21 protein-coding genes are annotated in these 20,209 nt (G+C 67.5%); 6 read left to right on the plus strand and 15 right to left on the minus strand.

The annotated features are described in order from the left end of the window. Positions 1–197: 197 nt before the first annotated feature. Positions 198–1,064 carry an alpha/beta fold hydrolase gene (locus tag ACO1P8_RS22875; RefSeq protein WP_486298131.1) on the plus strand — a complete coding sequence of 289 codons (867 nt, stop codon included), beginning with the start codon at positions 198–200 and terminating at the stop codon, positions 1,062–1,064. On the opposite strand, the gene ACO1P8_RS22880 is transcribed toward ACO1P8_RS22875, so the two are convergent. From ACO1P8_RS22880 to fba, 8 genes are all read right to left on the minus strand, one after another. Further along, entirely contained in the window at positions 1,012–2,034 is a 1,023-nt protein-coding gene (locus ACO1P8_RS22880) for an amino acid ABC transporter substrate-binding protein (RefSeq protein WP_486298132.1), read from the minus strand. The two genes, ACO1P8_RS22875 and ACO1P8_RS22880, sit on opposite strands and share 53 nt — an antisense overlap. A gap of 187 nt (positions 2,035–2,221) precedes the next feature. Further along, on the minus strand, positions 2,222–3,259 hold the full coding sequence (locus ACO1P8_RS22885; protein ID WP_486298133.1) for an L-threonylcarbamoyladenylate synthase: 1,038 nt from the start codon (positions 3,257–3,259) through the stop codon (positions 2,222–2,224). Between the two features lie 16 nt (positions 3,260–3,275). Further along, positions 3,276–4,442 (minus strand): 5-(carboxyamino)imidazole ribonucleotide synthase, encoded by a 1,167-nt coding sequence (locus ACO1P8_RS22890; protein WP_486298158.1) that lies wholly within the window; start codon positions 4,440–4,442, stop codon positions 3,276–3,278. Between the two features lie 131 nt (positions 4,443–4,573). Continuing rightward, complete coding sequence (gene purE / locus ACO1P8_RS22895; protein ID WP_486298134.1) at positions 4,574–5,104, minus strand: 5-(carboxyamino)imidazole ribonucleotide mutase; 531 nt, start codon at positions 5,102–5,104, stop codon at positions 4,574–4,576. A gap of 240 nt (positions 5,105–5,344) precedes the next feature. After that, positions 5,345–5,920: a disulfide bond formation protein B gene (locus ACO1P8_RS22900; protein ID WP_486298135.1), complete on the minus strand. Its 576-nt coding sequence runs from the start codon at positions 5,918–5,920 to the stop codon at positions 5,345–5,347. Positions 5,921–5,930: 10 nt separating this feature from the next. Next, the gene (locus ACO1P8_RS22905) at positions 5,931–6,083 is read right to left on the minus strand and encodes a DUF5993 family protein (protein ID WP_486298136.1); all 153 of its coding nucleotides are present in this window, start codon (positions 6,081–6,083) and stop codon (positions 5,931–5,933) included. Positions 6,084–6,386: 303 nt separating this feature from the next. Continuing rightward, positions 6,387–7,268 carry a phosphoribosylaminoimidazolesuccinocarboxamide synthase gene (locus ACO1P8_RS22910; protein ID WP_486298137.1) on the minus strand — a complete coding sequence of 294 codons (882 nt, stop codon included), beginning with the start codon at positions 7,266–7,268 and terminating at the stop codon, positions 6,387–6,389. Positions 7,269–7,405: 137 nt separating this feature from the next. Beyond that, positions 7,406–8,470: a class II fructose-bisphosphate aldolase gene (gene fba / locus ACO1P8_RS22915; protein WP_486298138.1), complete on the minus strand. Its 1,065-nt coding sequence runs from the start codon at positions 8,468–8,470 to the stop codon at positions 7,406–7,408. A gap of 263 nt (positions 8,471–8,733) precedes the next feature. Between fba and ACO1P8_RS22920 the strand changes: the two genes are divergently transcribed. Both ACO1P8_RS22920 and ACO1P8_RS22925 read left to right on the plus strand, forming a co-directional pair. Beyond that, a complete protein-coding gene (locus ACO1P8_RS22920; RefSeq protein WP_486298139.1) occupies positions 8,734–9,057 on the plus strand; it encodes a hypothetical protein in 324 nt (107 codons plus the stop codon). A gap of 129 nt (positions 9,058–9,186) precedes the next feature. Further along, on the plus strand, positions 9,187–9,711 hold the full coding sequence (locus ACO1P8_RS22925) for a hypothetical protein (protein ID WP_486298140.1): 525 nt from the start codon (positions 9,187–9,189) through the stop codon (positions 9,709–9,711). Between the two features lie 48 nt (positions 9,712–9,759). Here ACO1P8_RS22925 and ACO1P8_RS22930 read toward each other — a convergent pair whose 3' ends face one another. After that, positions 9,760–10,194, minus strand: coding sequence for a hypothetical protein (locus ACO1P8_RS22930; RefSeq protein WP_486298141.1), 435 nt, complete (start codon positions 10,192–10,194; stop codon positions 9,760–9,762). Positions 10,195–10,404: 210 nt separating this feature from the next. On the opposite strand from ACO1P8_RS22930, the gene yfiR reads away from it, so the two are divergent. Genes yfiR through yfiB form a run of 3 tightly spaced genes read left to right on the plus strand, consistent with a single transcriptional unit; the run spans position 10,405 to position 12,734 of the window. Then, positions 10,405–10,917 (plus strand): regulatory sequestration protein YfiR, encoded by a 513-nt coding sequence (gene yfiR / locus ACO1P8_RS22935; RefSeq protein ID WP_486298142.1) that lies wholly within the window; start codon positions 10,405–10,407, stop codon positions 10,915–10,917. Then, entirely contained in the window at positions 10,914–12,191 is a 1,278-nt protein-coding gene (gene dgcN, locus ACO1P8_RS22940; RefSeq protein WP_486298143.1) for a diguanylate cyclase DgcN/YfiN, read from the plus strand. The genes yfiR and dgcN overlap by 4 nt, the downstream gene beginning before the upstream one ends. Before the next feature lie 21 nt (positions 12,192–12,212). Then, on the plus strand, positions 12,213–12,734 hold the full coding sequence (gene yfiB / locus ACO1P8_RS22945; protein ID WP_486298159.1) for an outer membrane lipoprotein YfiB: 522 nt from the start codon (positions 12,213–12,215) through the stop codon (positions 12,732–12,734). An 89-nt stretch (positions 12,735–12,823) separates the two neighbouring features. Here the strand turns inward: yfiB and ACO1P8_RS22950 are convergent, their stop codons facing one another. The 6 genes from ACO1P8_RS22950 to ACO1P8_RS22975 all read right to left on the minus strand — a co-directional run. After that, positions 12,824–15,847, minus strand: a complete 3,024-nt coding sequence (locus ACO1P8_RS22950) for a hypothetical protein (RefSeq protein ID WP_486298144.1) — start codon at positions 15,845–15,847, stop codon at positions 12,824–12,826. A gap of 118 nt (positions 15,848–15,965) precedes the next feature. Next, complete coding sequence (locus tag ACO1P8_RS22955; RefSeq protein ID WP_486298145.1) at positions 15,966–17,168, minus strand: alpha-D-ribose 1-methylphosphonate 5-triphosphate diphosphatase; 1,203 nt, start codon at positions 17,166–17,168, stop codon at positions 15,966–15,968. 2 nt (positions 17,169–17,170) lie between these two features. Next, entirely contained in the window at positions 17,171–17,884 is a 714-nt protein-coding gene (phnL, locus tag ACO1P8_RS22960) for a phosphonate C-P lyase system protein PhnL (protein ID WP_486298146.1), read from the minus strand. Positions 17,885–18,035: 151 nt separating this feature from the next. Continuing rightward, complete coding sequence (gene phnK / locus ACO1P8_RS22965; protein WP_094840656.1) at positions 18,036–18,812, minus strand: phosphonate C-P lyase system protein PhnK; 777 nt, start codon at positions 18,810–18,812, stop codon at positions 18,036–18,038. After that, a complete protein-coding gene (locus ACO1P8_RS22970) occupies positions 18,812–19,732 on the minus strand; it encodes an alpha-D-ribose 1-methylphosphonate 5-phosphate C-P-lyase PhnJ (RefSeq protein ID WP_486298147.1) in 921 nt (306 codons plus the stop codon). The genes phnK and ACO1P8_RS22970 overlap by 1 nt, the downstream gene beginning before the upstream one ends. Beyond that, the coding region (locus tag ACO1P8_RS22975; RefSeq protein ID WP_486298148.1) for a carbon-phosphorus lyase complex subunit PhnI at positions 19,729–20,209 on the minus strand (481 nt) is incomplete at its 5' end. The genes ACO1P8_RS22975 and ACO1P8_RS22970, both read right to left, overlap by 4 nt.

The following is a 20,209-nucleotide window of genomic DNA, read 5'->3' on the forward strand; positions in this document are numbered from 1 at the left end:
ACATGCAGCCTGCCTTGCCGGCACAAGGCCTGGAGCAGGATAGTCGAATCCCGTGCGGCTTGCACGGCGGCGTCGCTCCGGCTCTACACGGCGCGGACCGCGGCGGTCCGCCGCCGCAGCCGCGCGGGCCATCGATGCAGTCGGTCCGCTTGGCGCCCCAGCGGGGCGTGAGCGAAAATCCCGCAACAGGAGGACATATGGATCAGGACCACCGGCCGGAGCCGGCCCGGGTTTGCGTGCAGGCCGGCGGCCGCGAGACGTGCCTGGAATACCGATGGATCGCGCCCGAACGCCGGGACTTGCCGCTCCTGGTCTTTCTTCATGAAGGGTTGGGATCGGTGGCCATGTGGAAGGACTGGCCCGCCCTCGCCTGCGCGACGGCAGGCTGCAGGGGTTTGCTCTATTCGCGGCCGGGATATGGCAAGTCCACGCCGCGGCCCGCCCACGAAAAGTGGGAACGCGGATACCTGCACGAACAGGCCCGCAATGTCCTGCCCGCGCTGCTGCATGCCCTGGGCGTGGACCCGCGGCGCGACCCGCCCTTCCTGTACGGGCACAGCGATGGCGGGTCGATCGCGCTCCTGTACGCGGCGCACCATCCCGACGCCGTGGCGGGCGTGATCGCCGCCGCGCCGCACGTTTTCGTCGAGGACGTCACCGTGCGCGGTATCGACGAGGCGCGGCGGGCCTACCTGGAAAAGGACCTGCGCGCCCGGCTGGCGCCCTATCACGACGATCCGGATTCCGCGTTCTGGGGGTGGAACGACATCTGGCTGGATCCGGCATTCCGCGGCTGGAATATCGAAGCGGAATTACGGCAGATTCGCTGCCCCGTGCTGGCCCTGCAAGGCACGGGGGACGAATACGCCAGCCTGGCGCAGATCGAGAGCATCGCCCGCCACGCCCCCCGCGCGACCATGCAGGTGCTGGCCGATTGCGGCCATACGCCTCACCGCGACCAGCCGGTCGCGGTGATGGAGGCCATCAAGGATTTCCTGTCGAAGAATCGGCTCAACGTATCGGCCACGGATACATCGCCCCGCCCTGGTTCCACAGGGCATTGACGCCGCGCTTCAGTCCCAGCTTGCTGCCGCTGCCCACGTTGCGCTCGAAGATTTCCCCGTAGTTGCCGACCGCCTTGATGGCGTTGTAGGCCCACTTTTCGTCCAGGCCCATGTTCTTGCCCGCGCCGGGAGTCACGCCCAGGATGCGGAGCACGTTCGGGTTGCTGCTCTTGAGCATCTCGTCGACGTTCTTTTGCGTGATGCCGTATTCCTCGGCCTCCATCAGCGCGAAGAGGGTCCAGCGGACGATGCCCAGCCAATTTTCGTCGCCCTGCCGCACCATCGGCCCCAGTGGTTCCTTGGACAGGCGTTCGGGCAGGATGTCGTAATCGGCGGGGTTGGCCACCTGCGAGGCGCGCACGGCGGCCAGTTGGGAGGCATCGTCGGTAAAGGCATCGCAACGGCCGGACTCGAAGGCGCGCACCACCTCGGTCACCTTGTCGATGACCACCGGCGTGAACTTGATGTTGTTGGCGCGGAACCAGTCGGACAGGTTCAATTCGGTGGTGGTGCCGGGCTGCACGCAGATGGTTGCGCCGTCCAGTTCCTTGGCGCTTTTCACGTTCAGCGACTTGCGCACCAGGATGCCCTGCCCGTCATAGAAGCTGGCCGCCACCGCCGCCAGCCCCAGCGAGGTATCGCGGGTCTGCGTCAGGGTTACCGTGCGCAGGAGCACGTCGACCTCGCCGGACTGCAGCGCGGTAAAGCGCTGTTGCGTGGACAGGGCCGTGCCCTTGAACTTGCTGGCATCGCCCAGCGTCGCCGCCGCGATGGCACGGCAGATGTCCACATCCATGCCGGCCCACTCGCCTTTGCTGTCGGTCGCGCTGAAGCCCGTGACGCCGTCGCTCAGGCCGCATTGGACAAAGCCCTTCTTCTTGACCGCATCCAGTGTCGGACCGGCCACCGCGACATGCGCCGCACCCGCCAGCGCCAGGGCGCCGGCCGTCAGGGTAAGGAACTTCTTCATGGATGTTCTCCTTGTGCGCGGTTCGCCGGCCTTGTGGGCGCGGGCCACCGCATCGCCGGGCGAGTCGCCGGCCGGACCTGCATGTAGGCGGCGCAGCGTAAGCCGCGCCGGGTGGCGGGGCAATTAGGTGGAACACTTAGCCCATGGGATGAGGTGCCGGAGAACTGCTGGAGGACGTGGTCGACCGTTAGACTTCAAAAGCGGCGGCGGCCCGGCCGATGCGGTCGTTCACTGCAGCCCATTCCGGCGTGCGAGGTGGGGCCTCGACGAGAATCCGCACATAACCCAGCCCGTCCAGCTCGCGCAGCAGGGCATACAGCGCCTGCGCATACAGCGCCGGGTCGGCGGCCACCGGCTGCCACACCAGCCGGCTATCGATTTCCAGCGGACGCGGGGTATAGGCAACCGCGACCGTGCGGCCATCCGGCGGCAAGCCGATGCCCACTGCAGCCGCGTCCAGCTGCTCGCGGCTTACCAGTGCCAGCGGCGTGCGCGGCGCGTAGTGGGCGCGCAGCGTGCCGGACGCGCGCGGTGCGGCCGCATCGGGCAGCGCGGGCGGCGTGCCCAGTACGCGGGCGATATCGGTGGCGGATATGTGGCCGGGCCGCAGCAATACCGGCCCGATTCCCTGGTCCACGCGCGACAGGTCCACAATGGTGGACTCGATGCCGACGGCGGAGGCGCCGCCCTGCAGCACCGGCATGCCGGCGGCGACTTCATCGGGGAATTCCGCGCGTACATGCTCCGCCCGCGTCGGCGACACATGGCCGAAGCGATTGGCGGACGGACCGGCCACGCCGCCCTGGCCGTTGGGATGCAGCCCGGCAAAAGCCCGCAGCAGCCGCTGCGCGACGGGATGCGAGGGGCAGCGCACGCCCACGCTGTTCTGCCCGCCGCTGACGGCGGGGTCGATGTGCGGCGCGCGCTTCAGGATCAGCGTCAGCGGACCGGGCCAGAAGGCGTCGATCAGGGCGTGGGCCTGCGGAGGAATGTCGGCGGCCCAGTACGACAGGTCTGCCCCGGGCGCCACGTGCACGATGACCGGATGATCCGAAGGCCTGCCCTTGGCGGCATAGATACGGCCCACCGCCAGGGAGTTCTCCGCGTCGGCGCCCAGGCCATAGACGGTTTCCGTGGGAAAGGCCACCAACTGGCCGCGCGCCAGCACGCGCGCGGCGTGCGCGATCTGGGCATCGGTGGCTTCGTCTTCGGTCTCTGGCACCATGGCGGATCCGGGTGGGTCAGGGCGCGGGCATGCCCAGCACGGCCGCCACGCGGGCCGCATCGCGGCGCGCCTGCGACAGAGTGGACGCGACGATGGTGACATGGCCCATCTTGCGCCCGCGGCGCGCGTCGCGCTTGCCATACAAATGCAGCTTGGCGCTGGGCACCGCCAGTGCCGCGGCCCAGTCCGGCTCGCGCTGGCGATCCGAGCCTGGTTCAAACCAGATGTCGCCCAGGATATTCAGCATGACGGCCGGCGCCAGCAGATCGGTACCGCCCAGCGGCAACCCGGCCATCGCGCGCGCCTGCTGTTCGAACTGGCTGGTAAGGCAGGCGTCGATGGTGTAGTGCCCGCTGTTGTGCGGACGCGGCGCGATTTCGTTGACCAAAAGCGAACCGTCGCGCAGTACGAAGAATTCGACGCACAGCACGCCGTGGTAATCCAGGCCCGCGGCAATGCGCAGGGCGGCGTCGCCGGCGGCACGCTCGAGCGCCGCGTCGGGACCGGACAGGGCGGCACGGTCCACGGTGGAGACGGCCAGGATGCCGTCGCGATGCACGTTGCGGGCCACCGGGAACATCACCGTCGCGCCATCGAAGCCGCGCGCGATCACCACCGAAATTTCGTGGTCCAGGGGCATCAGGGCTTCCAACACGCACGGGACGCGGCCGAACGCCTCGAAGGCGGCCAGCGCCTCGTCGCGGGTCTGCACCCGCGCCTGGCCCTTGCCGTCATAGCCCAGGCGCGCCACCTTGAGGATGCCGGGAAACAGCGTCTGCGGCGCGGCGCGCAGGTCGTCGTCCTGGCGTACGGCCACGTGCGGGGCCACCGGAATCCCTTGGCCGGCGATGAAGGTTTTTTCCGCGATGCGATCCTGAACCACGGCCACAGCATCGGCGGAGGGACTGACGCGGCAGCGCGCCGACAGCGCGCGCAGGCTATCGGCCGGGACGTTCTCGAACTCCGTGGTCACCGCGCGGCAGGTGCGCGCGAGCTCGTCCAGGCCGGCCGGGTCGTCATAGCCCGCGTGGATGTGGCGATCCGCCACCATCGCGGCCGGGCCATCGGCCGCCGGATCCAGGACGGCGACCTTGTAGCCCAGGCTTTGCGCCGCGTGGCAGAACATCCGGCCCAGTTGGCCGCCGCCCAGCAGACCGAGCCAGCCGCCCGGCTCGACGATCATGCCGTGGGCCGGCGCCGGTTTGCCGCCGGGGGCCGGCGCCGGGGGCGTACCGCCGTGCGAGGAGGATGCGGCGCCAGCGCCGGCTGCGGAAGATACCGGCGTATCGCCAACCTGGGAGGACACGCGGGTATTCATGCCTGGACTCCTGCCGGCGGCAACTGCATATCGCGGGCGGCCTGCGTCTGGCGGGCGCGGAAGTCCGCCAGCTTGGCATGCAGGCGGTCATCGGTGGTCGCGAGATTGGCGATGACATGCAGTGCCGCATTCGCGGCGCCGGCCTCGCCAATGGCGAACGTGGCCACCGGTACCCCCTTGGGCATCTGCACGATGGAAAGCAGGGAGTCCTCCCCGCGCAGGTATTTGGACGGCACGGGCACGCCGAACACGGGAACGTCGGTCAGCGCCGCCATCATGCCGGGCAGATGCGCCGCCCCGCCCGCGCCGGCGATGATCGCGCGCAAGCCGCGGCTGCGCGCGGCCGCGCCGTATTCCGCCATATCCAGCGGCATGCGGTGCGCGGAAATCACACGCGCCTCGCAGGCGACGCCGAAATCGTCCAGCATGGCCACGGCATGCTTCATGACTTCCCAGTCGCTGGAGGAACCCATGATGACTCCGACCAGGGGCGTCGAGGCGGGCGTGGAGGTGGATTTGGCTGTCATAACAAGGCAGTGGGACTAGGCGATGGAACGTTGCGGCGCGGCGGCGCGCCGCCGCCAAGGTGCGGCCCGGTCGCGCGGGAACGGGCCGGCGAAACGGGGGAAACCGTCGATTTTACCCGGGCTCCGGCACGCCGTCCCGCGACCGCGCGTGAGGGACCTCGCGCGGGAAGCGCGGCGCGCCGGACGGACACGCGCCTCCACGCCGGGCACCGGACGGGGGTGCCGCCGATTCGCCGACGCTCAGCTCCCCGAAAAGGGAGCCAGCCATTCATAGGAGGTGGGATTGTCCGCGCACGGCCCGAAGCCGCATTCCAGCGTCGTACTGGCGGCGTTGACCAGCACGACCAGGAAAAAGAACCACATGATGGCCCCGCCGACGATGCCGGCGCGACGCGGCTCGCTGTTGTCGCCGGCCCGGCGGTCCAGCGCCAGCATGACAGCGCAGTAACCGATCAGCGCGACAAAGGCGATCAGGGCCCAGGTATAGAAGTGCAGGCCCAGCAGGGTCGAACCATAGCCGGGATCGCCTGGTGCCTGGTGCAGCAGCAGCTGGCGAGCCGAGACCACGATACCGGCCAGCGCGGCGGCGATCACCATGGCGTAGTGCGCCGGCGAGGCACCGAAGCGCAGGTTCAGCAGCAGCCCGGCGCCGGCCAGCACGAAGGCCAGGCGCTGCAGCAGGCAAAGCGGGCAAGGCAATTCGTTGAAGACGATCTGCCAGGCGAAGGCCAGGGCCAGCGCGGCCGTGATGGCCAGCAGGGCCAGGGCGTTCAGGAGGGTGGACGCGGGATGAGAGGAGCGGGAAGCGAATTGCACGGCCTGCCTCTCAGAGCATCAGCCGCAGGGCGTCGGTCATGTGATACCGCGCCCAGACCGCGAAAACGATCAGGGTCAGCACCCACAACGTAAAGCAGGCCGCGCGCCTGCCCCGCATCCCGAACCACACCGCCAGCATGCCGAGAACAAACGGCAGCATCATGACCATTTCAGCCCCTCCCCTTTCCCGCCGACCGGGCGCCCCGAAATCAAGCGGCCCCGGCAAGGGGCGCCGGTCGATGTGGCCGACCGGCAATGAGGGCGCCCGTCGCCCCCTCTGGGCGCGGTTGCGCGGCACTATATATGATCCTTGCCCGAAAGACGACTACAGGAGAGACCCACCCCCGAAGCGCTACGCGCTTCCCCCTCAAGGGGGCGCCGCCAGAGGACCGGCGGGGCCGGATCCTCGGCGTCCCGGGTCGGGAGAGACCTGTTTGATGCGGACGCGGTGGCGCTGTTGGCGGCTTTATTGGCTCAAGCGGTCGAGGGCCTCACGGTACTTTTCCGCGGTCTTGCGGATGACGTCGGCGGGCAGGCGCGGCGCGGGCGGCGTCTTGTCCCAAGGCTGGGTTTCCAGCCAGTCGCGCACGAACTGCTTGTCGAACGACGGCGGGCTGATGCCGACGCGGTAGCTGTCGGCCGGCCAGAACCGCGAGGAGTCCGGCGTCAGGACTTCGTCCATCAGGTGCAGCACGCCATTGTCGTCCAGGCCGAATTCGAACTTGGTATCGGCGATGATGATGCCCTTGGTCGTGGCGAAAGCCGCGGCTTCTTTGTACAGCGCCAGGGTCACCTCGCGGATGCGTTCGGCCATGGCCTGGCCGACCTCGCGCACCACGTGCTCGAAATCGACGTTTTCGTCGTGGGTGCCGAATTCGGCCTTGGCCGCCGGCGTGAAGATAGGCTGCGGCAGTTGTTCCGCCTGGCGCAGGCCGGACGGCAGCGCGATACCGCATACCGCGCCGGTGGCCTGGTAATCCTTCCAGCCCGAGCCGATCAGGTAGCCGCGCGCCACCGCTTCGACCAGGATGGGCTTGAGCCGCTTGACGACCACCGCCCGGCCCCTGACCTGCTCCACTTCATCGGGCGCGACCACGTCCTCGGCCGCGATGCCGGTGGAATGGTTGGGAATGACGTGTCCCAGCCTGGACAGCCAGAACTCGGTCAGCGCGGTCAGCACCTGGCCCTTGCCGGGAATGGGATCGTCGAGGATGACGTCGAAAGCGGAAATACGGTCCGTCGCGACGATAAGCAGCTTGTCGTCGCCGACAGCGTACATGTCGCGCACCTTGCCACGCCCCAGCAGGGGCAGGGATCGGATACTGGATTGATGCAGGGCTGATGTCACGGGAGGCCTATGGCGGAAATAAACATTCCCGCGGGACGCTGGGTCCGGCGGGAATGTCCGATGGAACGAAATGCCGGCGGATGCGCGCAGTTTACTGCACGGCCGGGGCCGGCTTTACTGAACGACCCGGCCGGGCCTTACTGAACAACCTGCGCCAGCTGGCCTCCCGCGTATTGCCGGGCGATTTCCTGCAGCGGCACGACCTTGATCTTGCTGGCGTTGCCCGCCGTGCCGAATTCCGTATAGCGCTTCACACAGATGGCCTTGGCCGCGGCGCGGGCCGGCTTCAGGTATTCGCGCGGGTCGAACTTGGACGGATTCTCGGCGAAGAAACGGCGGATGGCGCCGGTCATGGCCAGGCGGATATCGGTATCGATGTTCACCTTGCGCACGCCGTACTTGATGGCTTCCTGGATTTCCTCGACGGGCACGCCGTAGGTTTCCTTCATGTCGCCGCCGAATTCGCGGATTTCCGCCAGCAGCTCCTGCGGCACGCTGGAACTGCCGTGCATCACCAGGTGGGTGTTGGGCAGCCGGCGGTGGATTTCCTTGATGCGGGAAATCGACAGGATGTCGCCGGTGGGCTTGCGGGTGAACTTGTAGGCGCCGTGACTGGTGCCGATGGCGATGGCCAGCGCGTCCAGCTGCGTCTTGCGCACGAAGTCGGCGGCCTGTTCCGGATCGGTCAGCAGCTGTTCGCGCGTCATGGTGCCTTCGGCGCCATGACCGTCTTCCTTGTCGCCCATCATGGTTTCCAGCGAACCCAGGCAGCCCAGTTCGCCTTCCACCGTCACGCCCACCTTGTGCGCCATGTCGACGACCTTGCGGGTCACCTCGACGTTGTAGTCGTAGTCGGCGACGGTCTTGCCGTCTTCCTTCAGGGAGCCATCCATCATGACGCTGGAAAAGCCCAGGTCGATCGCGCCCTGGCAAACCTTGGGCGACTGGCCGTGGTCCTGGTGCATCACCACCGGAATATGGGGATAGGATTCGACAGCGGCCTGGATCAGGTACTTCAGGAAGCCCTCGCCCGCGTATTTGCGCGCGCCGGCGGAGGCTTGCATGATCACCGGGCTGTCGGTTTCGTCGGCGGCCTCCATGATGGCCTGGACCTGCTCCAGATTATTGACGTTGAACGCCGGAATGCCGTAGCCATTTTCGGCGGCGTGGTCGAGCAGCTGGCGCATGGATACTAGGGCCATGGTGGTCCTCCTGATAGGTGATGATCGAGTAATGTGAATTTCTGGAACCGGGCGATTTTAACGGGGCTGAAAGGAAAGTTCTTGGGAAGGAGGAACTAGCCCAAGCGCGCGATTGTTTCCGGGCATTACGCCTGCCCGGTCCGGTCGAACCATCCGCGGGCGGTCCTGTCCCAGGCCCTGTTAAGCTCCCATCGCGTCCGGACGCCCCCGGGCCGACGGCCCTGCAAAGCCGGACTGGTGCCGGCATATCGACGAGGACAGCAATGAAATCACGCGCGACATTCGCATTCGTTTCCGCCCTGATGGGCGCGGCCGCCGCGACGGCTTCGGCCCAGACCACCCAGGAGATGCAGTTTCCCGGCCACGACGGCAGCCTGTCGCCACCGTCCACCCTGCGCATGACGGTCACCCCCCAGGCGCCGGCCGTACCGCCTCCGCCGCCCGTGCGCGACACCCCGGAAAGCCTGCGCCTGTACACCCAGTGCCGCAACGACGCCGACCGCGAAGCCACATCGGCGGAGAAAATGCGCGAAGCAGTCGGGCAATGCCTCGATCAGCTGAACCAGCGCCGCGCCCAGGGCCAATAACGCGCTGCCCGGCCCGCCCCCGGCGCGGCGGCGGGGTCCCGGGGTGATCCCAACCGGGCCGATCCCGGGTACACTCCCGCGCGTTCGCCGGGGATCGCTCCCTGGCAGGGTTTGGGCCTTTTTTACGCCATGACGCAGAACTTAACATCCGCCCCGCCGACCATTTTCCTGTACACCGAGGAAAAACGCGGCAACCAGTGGGTCGAATCCGTCGTCGTCGGACAGCTCGGCGATTTTTCCGGTTCGGAAAAATTCATCGTCGTCCAGGATCCGCACACGGGTATCAACTTCGTCTACCGTATCGACGCGATGAGCAACAATCTCGATGCGATATCCATGACCAGCCTGACGGAGGCGGACTTCGCCGCGCGCAAGACCACGACCATCAGCGGCGCCACGTTCAAGCTGGGTCCCGCCGAAGACGCCATCAGGCTGCTGCGGGGCAAGGGGCAATGGATACAGGACAAAGGAGCGATCCTTTCCGTCCTGCTGCAGGGAGCCGCGACCAAGAAAGTGGGCTTCGTCAGCCCGCGCATCCAGCGTGAGCGCGTGACCCAGGTGGGCCCCGGCGTACCGGTGGAATACCTGCGCGACCGCGTTGCCCGCGACGAAGCGCCCGCCGACTCGGCCCCCCCGGCAGATCCCCCCGCCTGACGGACGTCCCGCAGGCGCGGGCCGCCACGCCCGGGTACGCGCACCGGCCTAATCGTTGAGCGTGCAGGCGACCGCCTCGCCCCCTTCGAATTCGACGTCATACGTGTGCTCGTCATCCCACGGCACCGTGAACCACAGTTCGAAATCCTCGCAGCTTTCGTCGAACAGCCACAGCGCGCGCAGCACGGCGACTTCGGCCATGGCCTCCGGCGTTTCGCTTCGCGGCAGGCGCGTCAGGTCCATGCCCATTTTTTCGCACTCATCGGGCGAATAATGCTCCAGCAGCAGGTCGGCCGCTTCCAGCACCTTGTCGCTCAGTAGGTCGAGCAGAGCCAGCAGCGCTTGCTGGCACTCGCGCGAGGGCATTTCGCCGTCCGTCTGCACCATGACATGAATGGGCGGACGGTCGACCGCATACATAACGTTTTCCACCGCCCAGAGCTCCGGTTCTTCGGGGTCCTGGCTGAATGTGAGCTGCGCCATCAAGGTTCTCCAGCGGAAGTGAACTGCCGGAGGCCATGGTAACGCGTCATGTCTTTTGGGGCGACGGCCGCAGAAGCTCCCCACCCGCGTGGCTGTGCGATTTGCTGACGGGACTTCACAAAAACTAACGAAACTCATCTACACTGCCCGCTTCTTCCCCGGACCTTGCCCCTCGCTCCCATGATAGGCCGCCACGCATGGCGCTTCTGGTTGCCTGCGCTGTTGGCCATCGCCCAGGCGTCCGCCAGCCCTATCCCCGCCCCCGACGTCCGTGCCGCGAGCGCCGCCGCGGTCGGGCAGGTCGTCATGGGAATTCTCAGTTACACGCGCTGGCCCCAGCAGCCCGAGCCTATCCGTCTCTGCGTCACGGGCGAACCGGCCTACGCAGCCGGCCTGCTCGATGACAAGGCGCGGCCGGCCACCCCGGCGGCCGTCGCAAGGGCGGTCGCGCCCGGCGATCCCTCGCTGGCGCAGGATTGCGACGCGGTGTACCTGGGCGGACTGTCTGAAAAGGCGCAGCGCCAGGTATTGCAACGCCTCGTCGGCCGCCCGGTGGTAAGCATCATCGAAGATGATGCCGAATGCGCCGTCGGTGGCATGTTCTGCCTGGACATCCAGCCCGATCGGGTCGGCTTCCAGGTCAACCTCGATTCCGTCGCACGCAGCGGTGTTCGCATCCACCCCGCCGTGCTGCAGCTTTCGCGTCGCAGGCCACCACCATGAAGAACGCGCGCTCCGAATCAAACCGCCCCAGCCTGGGCCAGGCGCTGCGCCGGCTGTACCTGACCGTCACCTTGTTCGCGGTGGGCATGGCCGGCATCGTCGTCACCGTGATGGGACTGGTGGCGCTACGGGCCTATACCGATCATCACCAGCAGCTCATTGCCCGGTCCATCGTCTACACCGTGGAGGCCGCGACGGTATTCCACGATCGCCAGGCCGCGATGGAAGCGCTGGCCGCCATTGCGGCCAAGGAAGACGTAACGGCCGCCACCGTATTCGACAGCCGCAACGAGGTCCTGGCGGACTGGCATCGTTCGCCGCCCGAGCGCTTCGCCTGGGCACGGCAGCAGGTCGCGAGGTTGGTCAATCCGCCTCCCGTCTTCCTGCCGATCACGCATCAGGGACAGACGGTCGGCCGCCTGCTGCTGGTCGGCCGCGGCGGCAATCTGTTCGATTTCCTGCTGAAAGGCCTGGCCGGGGTGGTCGGCTGCGTCCTGGTCAGCGGCCTGGTCGCGAGCTGGCTGTCGCGGCGTGCCTCGCGCGAAATCGTGCGGCCGCTGCGTACCCTGGCCGAGGTGGCCCATGCCGTGCGCAACGAGCGCGCCTTCGCTCGGCGTGTGCCGCCGGCCCGCATTCGCGAGCTGCATGCGCTGGGCGAGGACTTCAACGCCCTGCTCGACGAACTGGAAGCATGGCAGACGCAGTGGCAGCATGAAAACGCGTCGCTGGCGCACAAGGCCGCGCACGACAGCCTGACAGGCCTGCCCAATCGCGCGCACTTCGAAGAACAGCTGGACCGCGCCATCCACGACGCCGCCGTGCTTAACCGGCGCGTGGCAATCATGTTCCTGGACAGCGACCGCTTCAAGGAAATCAATGACGGCATGGGGCACGCGGCCGGCGACGCCGTTCTGATCAATATCGCCGCCCGCGTGCGAGGCCAGCTGCGTGAAGGCGATGTCGTCGCCCGCCTGGGCGGAGACGAGTTCGCCGTCATGCTTTCGCCCCTGCGCGAGCTGAGCGACGCGCAGCGCATCGCCGACGACATCCTGTTGGGCATGCGCGCGCCGATCCGCCTGCCCAACGGCGAGGACATCGTCTGCTCCCTGAGCATCGGCATCGCGGTCTTTCCGGACCATGCCGACAACGCCGCCGATCTGTTCGATGTCGCCGACAGCGCGATGTACCACGCCAAGCGCCGCGGTGGCGGCACGCAATCGACCGCAGGTCGCCGTGGACGTTCCGCGCGCGAAATCTATAACGCCTACAACTAGAGGAGTTCGTCCGTGTCCGCCATCCATCCATCCGCCACCAGCCGGTTTCACGCCCGCGCCGCCGCGCATCTGCGCCGCGTCCTGTGGCTGGCCTGCGCGGCGCTGCTGCTGGCCGGCTGCCAGACCGTGCCGCAGGGACTGACGCCGGCGCAGATCGCGGTGCTGAAGCAGGAAGGCTTCAAGCAGACCGATGAGGGCTGGGAACTGGGATTGTCCGACAAGGTGCTGTTCGACTTCGACGCCTATGTCGTCAAGCCCGAGGCCCGCGACAATATCCAGCGCCTGACCGGTAATCTGCTGCGCGTCGGAATCGAACACATGCGGCTGGATGGGCATACCGACAACATCGGCGCGGCCGACTACAACCAGCAATTGTCCCTGCGGCGCGCGCAGGCCGTTGCCGACGTCGTACAAGCCGCCGGCATGCCCGCCGCCAATGTCGGTGTGCGCGGCCTGGGCGCGAGCCGCCCCATCGCCGACAACGGGACTGCCGCGGGCCGCGCGGAAAACCGCCGCGTCGCGATCGTCATCACGGCGGCGTAAGCCCGCCCGATCGCGGTTCCCCGCCCCCGCCTGCCGCTGAAGCGAGACTGCGCGCGCCGCGCGCCGGGCCTGGCAAGGCGCCGCGCGGGTCAGGCGGCCGCCCACCGCTGGATGCGCAGGGCCATCCGGGCGACGAATCCGGGCCGTGACATGTGCCGCTCGATGTGCAAGCGCAGCCATTGGTCCACCTCGGCCTCCCACGCGAGCGAGGCATGCGCCGGCGCTGCCGGCTTGGACATGGCGGCCATGCTCTGCATGGCACCCGAAGCCGCGGCGCGCGCCAGGCGCCTCCGGATGCGGTCTTCTATGCATGGCCCGATCCTGCCATCGAGCAGGATGGCGCGATAGGCGCCAACCGTGTCCGCATATCCCCCCTGTCCCGCGGCCGGCAATCCCGCCGCGCCGGATATGTCCTTGGCGACCAGCAGCTCCGGCAAGACATGCGCGATCGCCGATAGGATCTTCGGATCGACCACCAAGGCATGGAATGCCGCGACCACGTGGGTATGCCCCGCGGCCACTGCCTTGGCAACCCCCGCGGGCTCGCCCACAGACCTGGCCTGCAGCAGTCCTGGCAGGCTGTCTGCGATGACGGGCAGAAGCGCCTCATCGACCAGCATCGCGTGGTAGGACGCCACGGCTTGCGCATGCCCCTTCTGCATGGCCAGCGCCAGGCCCGGCGCCCCCCACGAGCCTCGCGCCAGCAGCGCTTTGGGCAGTACATGCCGGATGAACGGCAGCAAGGCGGGATCGGCGATGAAGTCATGGTATGCGTCGATGGCGGCCGCATGGCCTTGCTCCAATGCGCTGTGCAATGCCGTGGACTGGCCCAGGGGATCCTTGCCGGTGACCAGGGCGGGAAGGCTGTCCTTCATGCATTCCAGGATGGCCGGCTGAACCAGGACGCGGCGGTACGCGTCGAGGGCCCCGGCCTGCCCCTTGTTCATCGCCCACCATAGGACGGATTGATAATATTTGCGGGCACCTGGGCGCTCGCTTGCGGTGCGAATCCCGAGCAGCGTGGGCATATCCTCCCGGATTTCCGGGAAGAGGGCGGGATCGAGCAGCATGCTGCCGTAGGCCAGGATGGCGGCCGCGCTACCGCCGTCCATGGCGTAGATCAGCGGGCTCCCGACCTGCAGCGCACGGCCGAAACGCGTACCGGTGCCCGCCAGCAGGCAGAGCAGCCTGCGACGGATCTTTGGCAGGATGGCCGGATCGGTCAGCATGGCGCGATACGCCTCGACCGCTCCGGCACGGTCGCGATGCATGGCGGCGACCAGGGCTGGAGTGCTGCCCTTGCAGTCGGCGACCAACAGGTCGTGCAATACCGCGCCGACAGCGGGCAACACCGCCGGGGAGCACAGCAGGCGATGCCATGCGCCGATACCCGCCACGTTGTCCGCCACCATGGCGTCGTACAGCATCGGCGTCTCGTGGTTGCCGCACAGCAGGCGGTAGAGCTGCTGGCTTTTCCGCTGCGTGGGCGCGGCGCCGCCCCACCCTTGCTCTGCGAGCAGGCGCGCCGCATCGATGGCTGCCGCGTTGCGCTGGGCCATCCAGCGCTGCAAGCGGGTCGCCCCGCCCGGCCGGGAAACCTCGCTCAGCAGCGCGTACATATCGGGGTACCAGCTGGACGCCAGCACGAAGCCCGCGTTGCCCATGTGCATCACGCCGTCAATCAGCGCGGCCCGCTCGCTGGGCGGGAAATGATCGCGAAAATGACCGATGTTGCGATGCAGATAGCGGCACGCCTCGTCATTGCCCAGGCGCACCAGCAGGAGCAGCAGGGTATCGGTATCGGCCAGGCATTCGGCCGGCGTATCGACAAGCTCCCGGGGGTCGTCGGCACGGATGGCGGCCCGTACCTCGACCGCAGAAACGTCGGCTGCGTCCGGGCCGCGCGCCTGCCGCCACCTGCGCAAATCGGCGATCGTCAGCGGATCCGGGCTCTTCCAGCGTGCCATAGCCGTCTCCGCCTGCGAAGTCTGCCAGGCGAGCTTGCCATAGGAGAGCGCCACGGCGCGCTGGCCACGCTCGTCATGCCATTCCGCCCGCTGGACCGGGATGTCGTCCATCAGTCCCTCGGCGTGGATGGCGTCGAGCAGCGCGACGGCGATGAGCGTGGCGTCGGTCCGCAGCCTGTAGCGCTCGCCGAATTCGTCCAGCTGCACGAAGGCGTGCAAGGTCAGGCGCTCGGCGCCCAGGCCCAGGTCCAGCAGGATACCGTCCAGCGCGGCCTCGAACCACGCCGGAACGCCCGGGCCGTACTGCGCGTGCCGCAGTTCCGGCGGCGCGGCGTTCCTGAAGGCGGACAGGCATTGATCGGCGAGCAGGCTGGCCAGGTTGTCGGGCGTGATGGACTCCAGGACCAGGGTCCGGCAGGCATCGACGAAGGCCGGGTCCTGGGCGCGCAACGCCGGGGCGCGCGGATCGGAGACGGGCTCCAGGCCGATCTCGGCGGCCAGCGCATTCCAGGCGGCGTTGACGTAGTGGATTTCATAGTCGGTATAGTCTTTGCGCCGCCCGAATTTCTCGTGTACCGCTTCCTGCAGTACACCGCGCGTGCAGTCTTCCTTCATCTTCCAGAACCGGGCCTTGATGCCCCCCGCCGACATCAGCAGCCCGCGCTGCGTGGCGATGAGGTTGGACAGCGTGCCGCCTTCGCATACGTCCAGGCTTCCGGAGAGGTTCACCGCCGCGCTTATCCTGATGTGCAGCGGGATGGCGCCATCGCGCAGCAGCGCACCTATGCTTTCCAATGCCCGCTTGCCCGGACCATCGATCAATTCGGCGTAGCACTCCTGGTACGGTGCATTGAAGCGCCGGCGAAACAGGCAGTTGTAGCCATCGGCGATCTTTCGTGCCTGCTCCATCGACTTGCCCTGCGCCGCGAACTCGGCCAGGGTATCCAGCAAAACACGCATTTCATCGCGGTACTGCTCGAAGAGCGGGCCGGCGCAGAAGGCCCTGTTCGAGCCATGCAGCTCGCGGCTATAGCTGATGCCGGCGCAAGGCACGGCCTGCGTGCCCTGCGCCGAAACATCCTCTTGCCGGTAAGGTAGGAAAAACTCAGGTCGAAAACCGGCTGCGCCGATCGCGCACGCGTACATGGGCATCTCCCGCAAAACGCCTTATGTGGCGCTTGCGCGGGATCGTTCCGGACGCATCGCGGCCCGTGTTCCGCCGGGAAGCGTTGCCTGGACCTTCGAGCACGCGTGCCGCGCGCGCTTACGCTGGCGCCTCGACGCGTTCGGCATGCCGCGGTACGGCCGGATCCGGGAGGGCGGGATAGCCGGCGGAAAACACCAGCCGCCCGGCGCTCCAGGTATGGCTGACCAGCGGCTGTCCGTTCACGGTCGCGACGGCCGCCAGGTCCGCGCGCAGGCCGGCCTGGATGCGTCCGCGGTCGTGCAGCCCCGCGGCCTTGGCCGGGTTGCCAGATACCAGCGCCACGGCCTGGGGCAGCGGCAGCGACGCCTGGCGCGCGGCGACGAAGGCAGCGGCGATCAACGTAGAGGGCTGGTAGTCCGAACACAGGCAGCTGGCGACACCCGCGCGGATCGCATCGATGGCGCGCATGGAACCGCTCTGGCTTTGGCCGCGCAGCACGTTGGGCGCTCCCAGGATGGTGGGCAGGCCGCAGGAAACGGCCGCCTTGGCGGTATCCAGGGTGATGGGGAATTCGCTCATCGCCACGCCCAGCGCGCGCATCGCCGCGATGCGGTGGACGGAATCGTCGTCGTGGCTGGCCGTCGGGATGCCGTGGCGGCGCGCGCGTTCCAACAAGTGCTCGACCCGGCCGACCGCGCCTTCCTGCGCCTCGGCCTTGGCGCGCGCCGCTTCCTCGGCCTGTTCGCGGCTCATCCCGTGATTGCCCATCATGTATTCCAGATAGGCATCCAGCGTCTTGAATTGTCCCTGGCCGGGCGAATGATCCATCACCGACAGCAGATTGACCATGCCTTCGTCCATCAACGCGGTCAGGACGGGCACCGCGAACGGGTCGGTGACCTCGTAGCGGCAATGCACCCGGTTGTCCACCAGGCTGTGGGGCTTGAAGGCGTGCAGCATGCGGATGACCTGGGCCGCCGTGTCGTTGTTGCGCACGCCCCATTCGCGGTTGGCGAAGGACACCGCATGGTACGGCGTGGTGATGCCGGCCGCGGCATTGCGGCGGTCGACCTGCGCCACCGCGAATTCCAGCGGGAACAGCACGCGGGCGCGCGGCTCCGCCTCTTTTTCGATGGCATCGCAATGCAGGTCGATCAGGCCCGGCATCAGTGTTTGCCCGTGCAGTTCGACCACGCGGTCTGCTCGCGGATTCACGGGGTCCACGGCGGCAATGCGGTCGTCCTCGATCAGCAGCGACGCATTGTCCAGGACATCGTCGGCCAGCACGATGCGGGCATGGGTCAGCAGTGTGGTCGCCATGGTTACTCCTGCAGGGCCGCGGAGGCCGGTTCCAGTGCCAGGACGCGCGTCGCCACGGCATCGCGCACCGCATCGTCATGGAAAATGCCTATCACGCAGCGGCCTTCGGCCACGGCATCGCGGATCAGCGAAACGACGACTTCCCGATTTCCCGCATCCAGCGAAGCCGTCGGCTCGTCCAGCAGCAACAGCGGATGCCCGCCGATAAATCCGCGCGCGATATTCACACGTTGCTGCTCCCCGCCGGAAAACGTGGCGGGCGGCAGGTCCCACAAGCGGCGGGGCAGCCGCAGGCGTTCCAGCAGCCCGGCGGCGCGCGCGCGCGCCTGGTCGGCGGCGACGCCACGCTGGCGCAGCGGATCCGCGACCACGTCCAGCGTGGCGACACGCGGGATGGCGCGCAGGAACTGGCTGACGTAGCCGATCACGTCGCGCCGCAGCTGCAGGATGCGTTGTTCGGACGCCCGGGTCAGCTCTGTCCAATCGTCGCCGTCGCGCACCCGTATGCTGCCGGAGGTGGCCAGGTAATTGCCGTACAGGCAGCGCAGCAGCGTGCTTTTGCCGGTACCCGACGGGCCGGAGAGCACCAGGCATTCGCCGCGCGCCGCATCGAAGGACACGTCGCGCAGCACGGGCAGCGTAATGCCGCCCTGGTTGTGCAGCGTGAAGAGCTTGGACAGCCCGCGCGCTTCCATCATCATGTGTCGTTGCATCATCTCAATTACTCCGCCGTGCTTCACGCGCCCCACGACGCGGGAAACCGGTATGGTGTTGATCGGGGACGCCGCCGGAGCCGGCTTTGCCGTTCCGCCAGCGTCGCTCCCTTCGAGGGGGGGAAGCGCGCAGCGCTTCGGGGATGGGCTTCCTCTACGACTGGAGAATCGAAGAAACCAGCAATTGGGTATACGGATGCTGCGGGTCGTCCAGGATCTGGTCGGTCAAGCCGCTTTCCACGACATGGCCGCCGCGCATTACCAGCGTGCGATGCGCCAGCAGGCGCGCCACTGCAAGATCATGGGTGACCACGATGGCGGCCAGCCCCAAGTCGGCTACCAGCTGGCGCAGAAGGTCCAGCAGGCGGGCCTGCACCGAGACGTCCAGCGAGGCGGTCGGTTCATCCATGAATACCATGCGTGGATGCGTGACCAGGTTGCGGGCGATCTGCAAGCGCTGCTGCATCCCCCCGGAAAACGACGCCGGCCTGTCGTCCAGGCGGCCCACATCGATTTCCATCTTGTGCAGCCAGTTGCCCGCGACTTCACGCAGGCCGCCGTAATGTCGCTGGCCGACGGCCATCAGGCGCTCGGCGATATTGGCGCCGGCACTGACCTGCATGCGCAGGCCATCGCGCGGATTCTGCCGCACGAACCCCCAGTCGGTGCGCGCCAGCAGGCGCAGCCGGGACTGGGACAGCGTGGCCAGATCGGTCAGCCCTTCCTCACGCAGGTCGTAGGACACGCTGCCGGACTGCGGCGCGACCTGGCACGATACCGCCTGCAGCAGCGTGGTCTTGCCGGAGCCGGATTCGCCGACCACGCACAGCACCTCTCCGGCGTACAGGTCGAAATCGATATCGCGGCAGCCGTGGATGCCGTCCCAGGTGTGCGTCATGCCGCGCACGGATAGCAAAGGCGTGGGTGCCATCATGCTGCGTTCTCCCCGGCGTCCGGGCCGCGGTGTCCGGCGGCCTGGCGGTCCGCGCAGTATTCGGTATCGGAACAGACGAAGCGGCGGTTGCCCTGATCGTCCAGGATGATCTCGTCCAGGTAGCTGTCGCGCGATCCGCACAGCGCGCAGCAGTCCTGCCATTTCTCCACGGTAAAGGGATGGTCCTCGAAGTCCAGGCTGCGCACGCGGGTATACGGCGGCACGGCGTAGACGCGCTTTTCGCGGCCGGCGCCGAACAGCATCAGCGCGGGGTTGCCGTCCAGCTTGGGGTTATCGAATTTAGGGATGGGAGAAGGACGCATCATGTAGCGGTCGTTGACCACGACCGGGTAGTCGTACGTGGTGGCGATATGGCCATGCTGGGCGATGTCCTCGTACAGCTTCACATGCATGCCGCCGTATTCGGCCAGCGCATGCATGGTGCGCGTTTCGGTTTCGCTGGGCTCCAGCCAACGCAGCGGTTCCGGTATCGGCACCTGGAACACCATGATCTGCCCTTCGCACAACGGCGTTTCCGGCACGCGATGGCGGGTTTGCACGATGGTCGCGTCGCGCGTCGATTCGGTCGTTTTCACGCCGGTCACGCGGGCGAAGAAGCGTCGGATATTGATCGCGTTGGTGGTGTCGTCCGATCCCTGGTCTATCACTTTCAAGGTATCGCCGGCGCCGATAATGGCGGCCGTCACCTGGATGCCGCCGGTGCCCCAGCCATAGGGCAGCGGCATTTCCCGGCTGCCGAAGGGCACCTGGTAGCCGGGGATCGCCACGGCCTTCAGCAGCGCGCGGCGCAGCATGCGCTTGGTCGATTCGTCCAGGTAGGCGAAGTTGTAATGCGGATCGCGCGCGACGCCGGCCTGGGCGGCGCCGATGGAAGCGGGTACGGAACTGACGCTCATGATGCGATGGCCTCGTCCAGAGGGGAAGCGGCGGCGGCCCGGGCGGCCTGCCGTTCGTTGTGCGCGGCGCCGCCGCCGTGGGGATCCTCGCCGGCCTGCGTGGCGCGTTCGGCACGCATCCGGCGCACCAGTTCCAGGTTGGCCTGGAAATCCACGTAGTGCGGCAACTTCAAATGCTGGACGAAGCCGGAGGCCTCGACGTTATCGCTGTGATACAGCACGAATTCGTGATCGTTGGCGGGGGAATCGGCGGGTTCGCCGAGTTCCGCCGCGCGCAGGGCCCGGTCTACCAGCGCCATGGACATGGCCTTGCGTTCGCCGTAGCCGAATACCAGCCCGTAGCCGCGCGTGAAGCGCGGGCCTTCCTGCGGATTGCCCGCGAACTGGCTTACCATCTGGCACTCGGTGACATCGATTTCGCCCAGCGTGACGGCGAAACCCAATTCTTCGACGAACATCCCGACTTCGACCGATCCA

The sequence above is a fragment of the Bordetella sp. genome (assembly GCF_057362025.1).

Bases quoted from the DNA above. Each gene is read 5' to 3' on its own strand.
- ACO1P8_RS22875 (WP_486298131.1), top strand. From the start codon at position 198: ATGGATCAGGACCACCGGCCGGAGCCGGCCCGGGTTTGCGTGCAGGCC.
- ACO1P8_RS22880 (WP_486298132.1), bottom strand. From the start codon at position 2,034: ATGAAGAAGTTCCTTACCCTGACGGCCGGCGCCCTGGCGCTGGCGGGT.
- ACO1P8_RS22885 (WP_486298133.1), bottom strand. From the start codon at position 3,259: ATGGTGCCAGAGACCGAAGACGAAGCCACCGATGCCCAGATCGCGCAC.
- ACO1P8_RS22890 (WP_486298158.1), bottom strand. From the start codon at position 4,442: ATGATCGTCGAGCCGGGCGGCTGGCTCGGTCTGCTGGGCGGCGGCCAA.
- purE (WP_486298134.1), bottom strand. From the start codon at position 5,104: ATGACAGCCAAATCCACCTCCACGCCCGCCTCGACGCCCCTGGTCGGA.
- ACO1P8_RS22905 (WP_486298136.1), bottom strand. From the start codon at position 6,083: ATGATGCTGCCGTTTGTTCTCGGCATGCTGGCGGTGTGGTTCGGGATG.
- fba (WP_486298138.1), bottom strand. From the start codon at position 8,470: ATGGCCCTAGTATCCATGCGCCAGCTGCTCGACCACGCCGCCGAAAAT.
- ACO1P8_RS22920 (WP_486298139.1), top strand. From the start codon at position 8,734: ATGAAATCACGCGCGACATTCGCATTCGTTTCCGCCCTGATGGGCGCG.
- ACO1P8_RS22925 (WP_486298140.1), top strand. From the start codon at position 9,187: ATGACGCAGAACTTAACATCCGCCCCGCCGACCATTTTCCTGTACACC.
- ACO1P8_RS22930 (WP_486298141.1), bottom strand. From the start codon at position 10,194: ATGGCGCAGCTCACATTCAGCCAGGACCCCGAAGAACCGGAGCTCTGG.
- dgcN (WP_486298143.1), top strand. From the start codon at position 10,914: ATGAAGAACGCGCGCTCCGAATCAAACCGCCCCAGCCTGGGCCAGGCG.
- ACO1P8_RS22950 (WP_486298144.1), bottom strand. From the start codon at position 15,847: ATGTACGCGTGCGCGATCGGCGCAGCCGGTTTTCGACCTGAGTTTTTC.
- ACO1P8_RS22955 (WP_486298145.1), bottom strand. From the start codon at position 17,168: ATGGCGACCACACTGCTGACCCATGCCCGCATCGTGCTGGCCGACGAT.
- phnL (WP_486298146.1), bottom strand. From the start codon at position 17,884: ATGATGCAACGACACATGATGATGGAAGCGCGCGGGCTGTCCAAGCTC.
- phnK (WP_094840656.1), bottom strand. From the start codon at position 18,812: ATGGCACCCACGCCTTTGCTATCCGTGCGCGGCATGACGCACACCTGG.
- ACO1P8_RS22970 (WP_486298147.1), bottom strand. From the start codon at position 19,732: ATGAGCGTCAGTTCCGTACCCGCTTCCATCGGCGCCGCCCAGGCCGGC.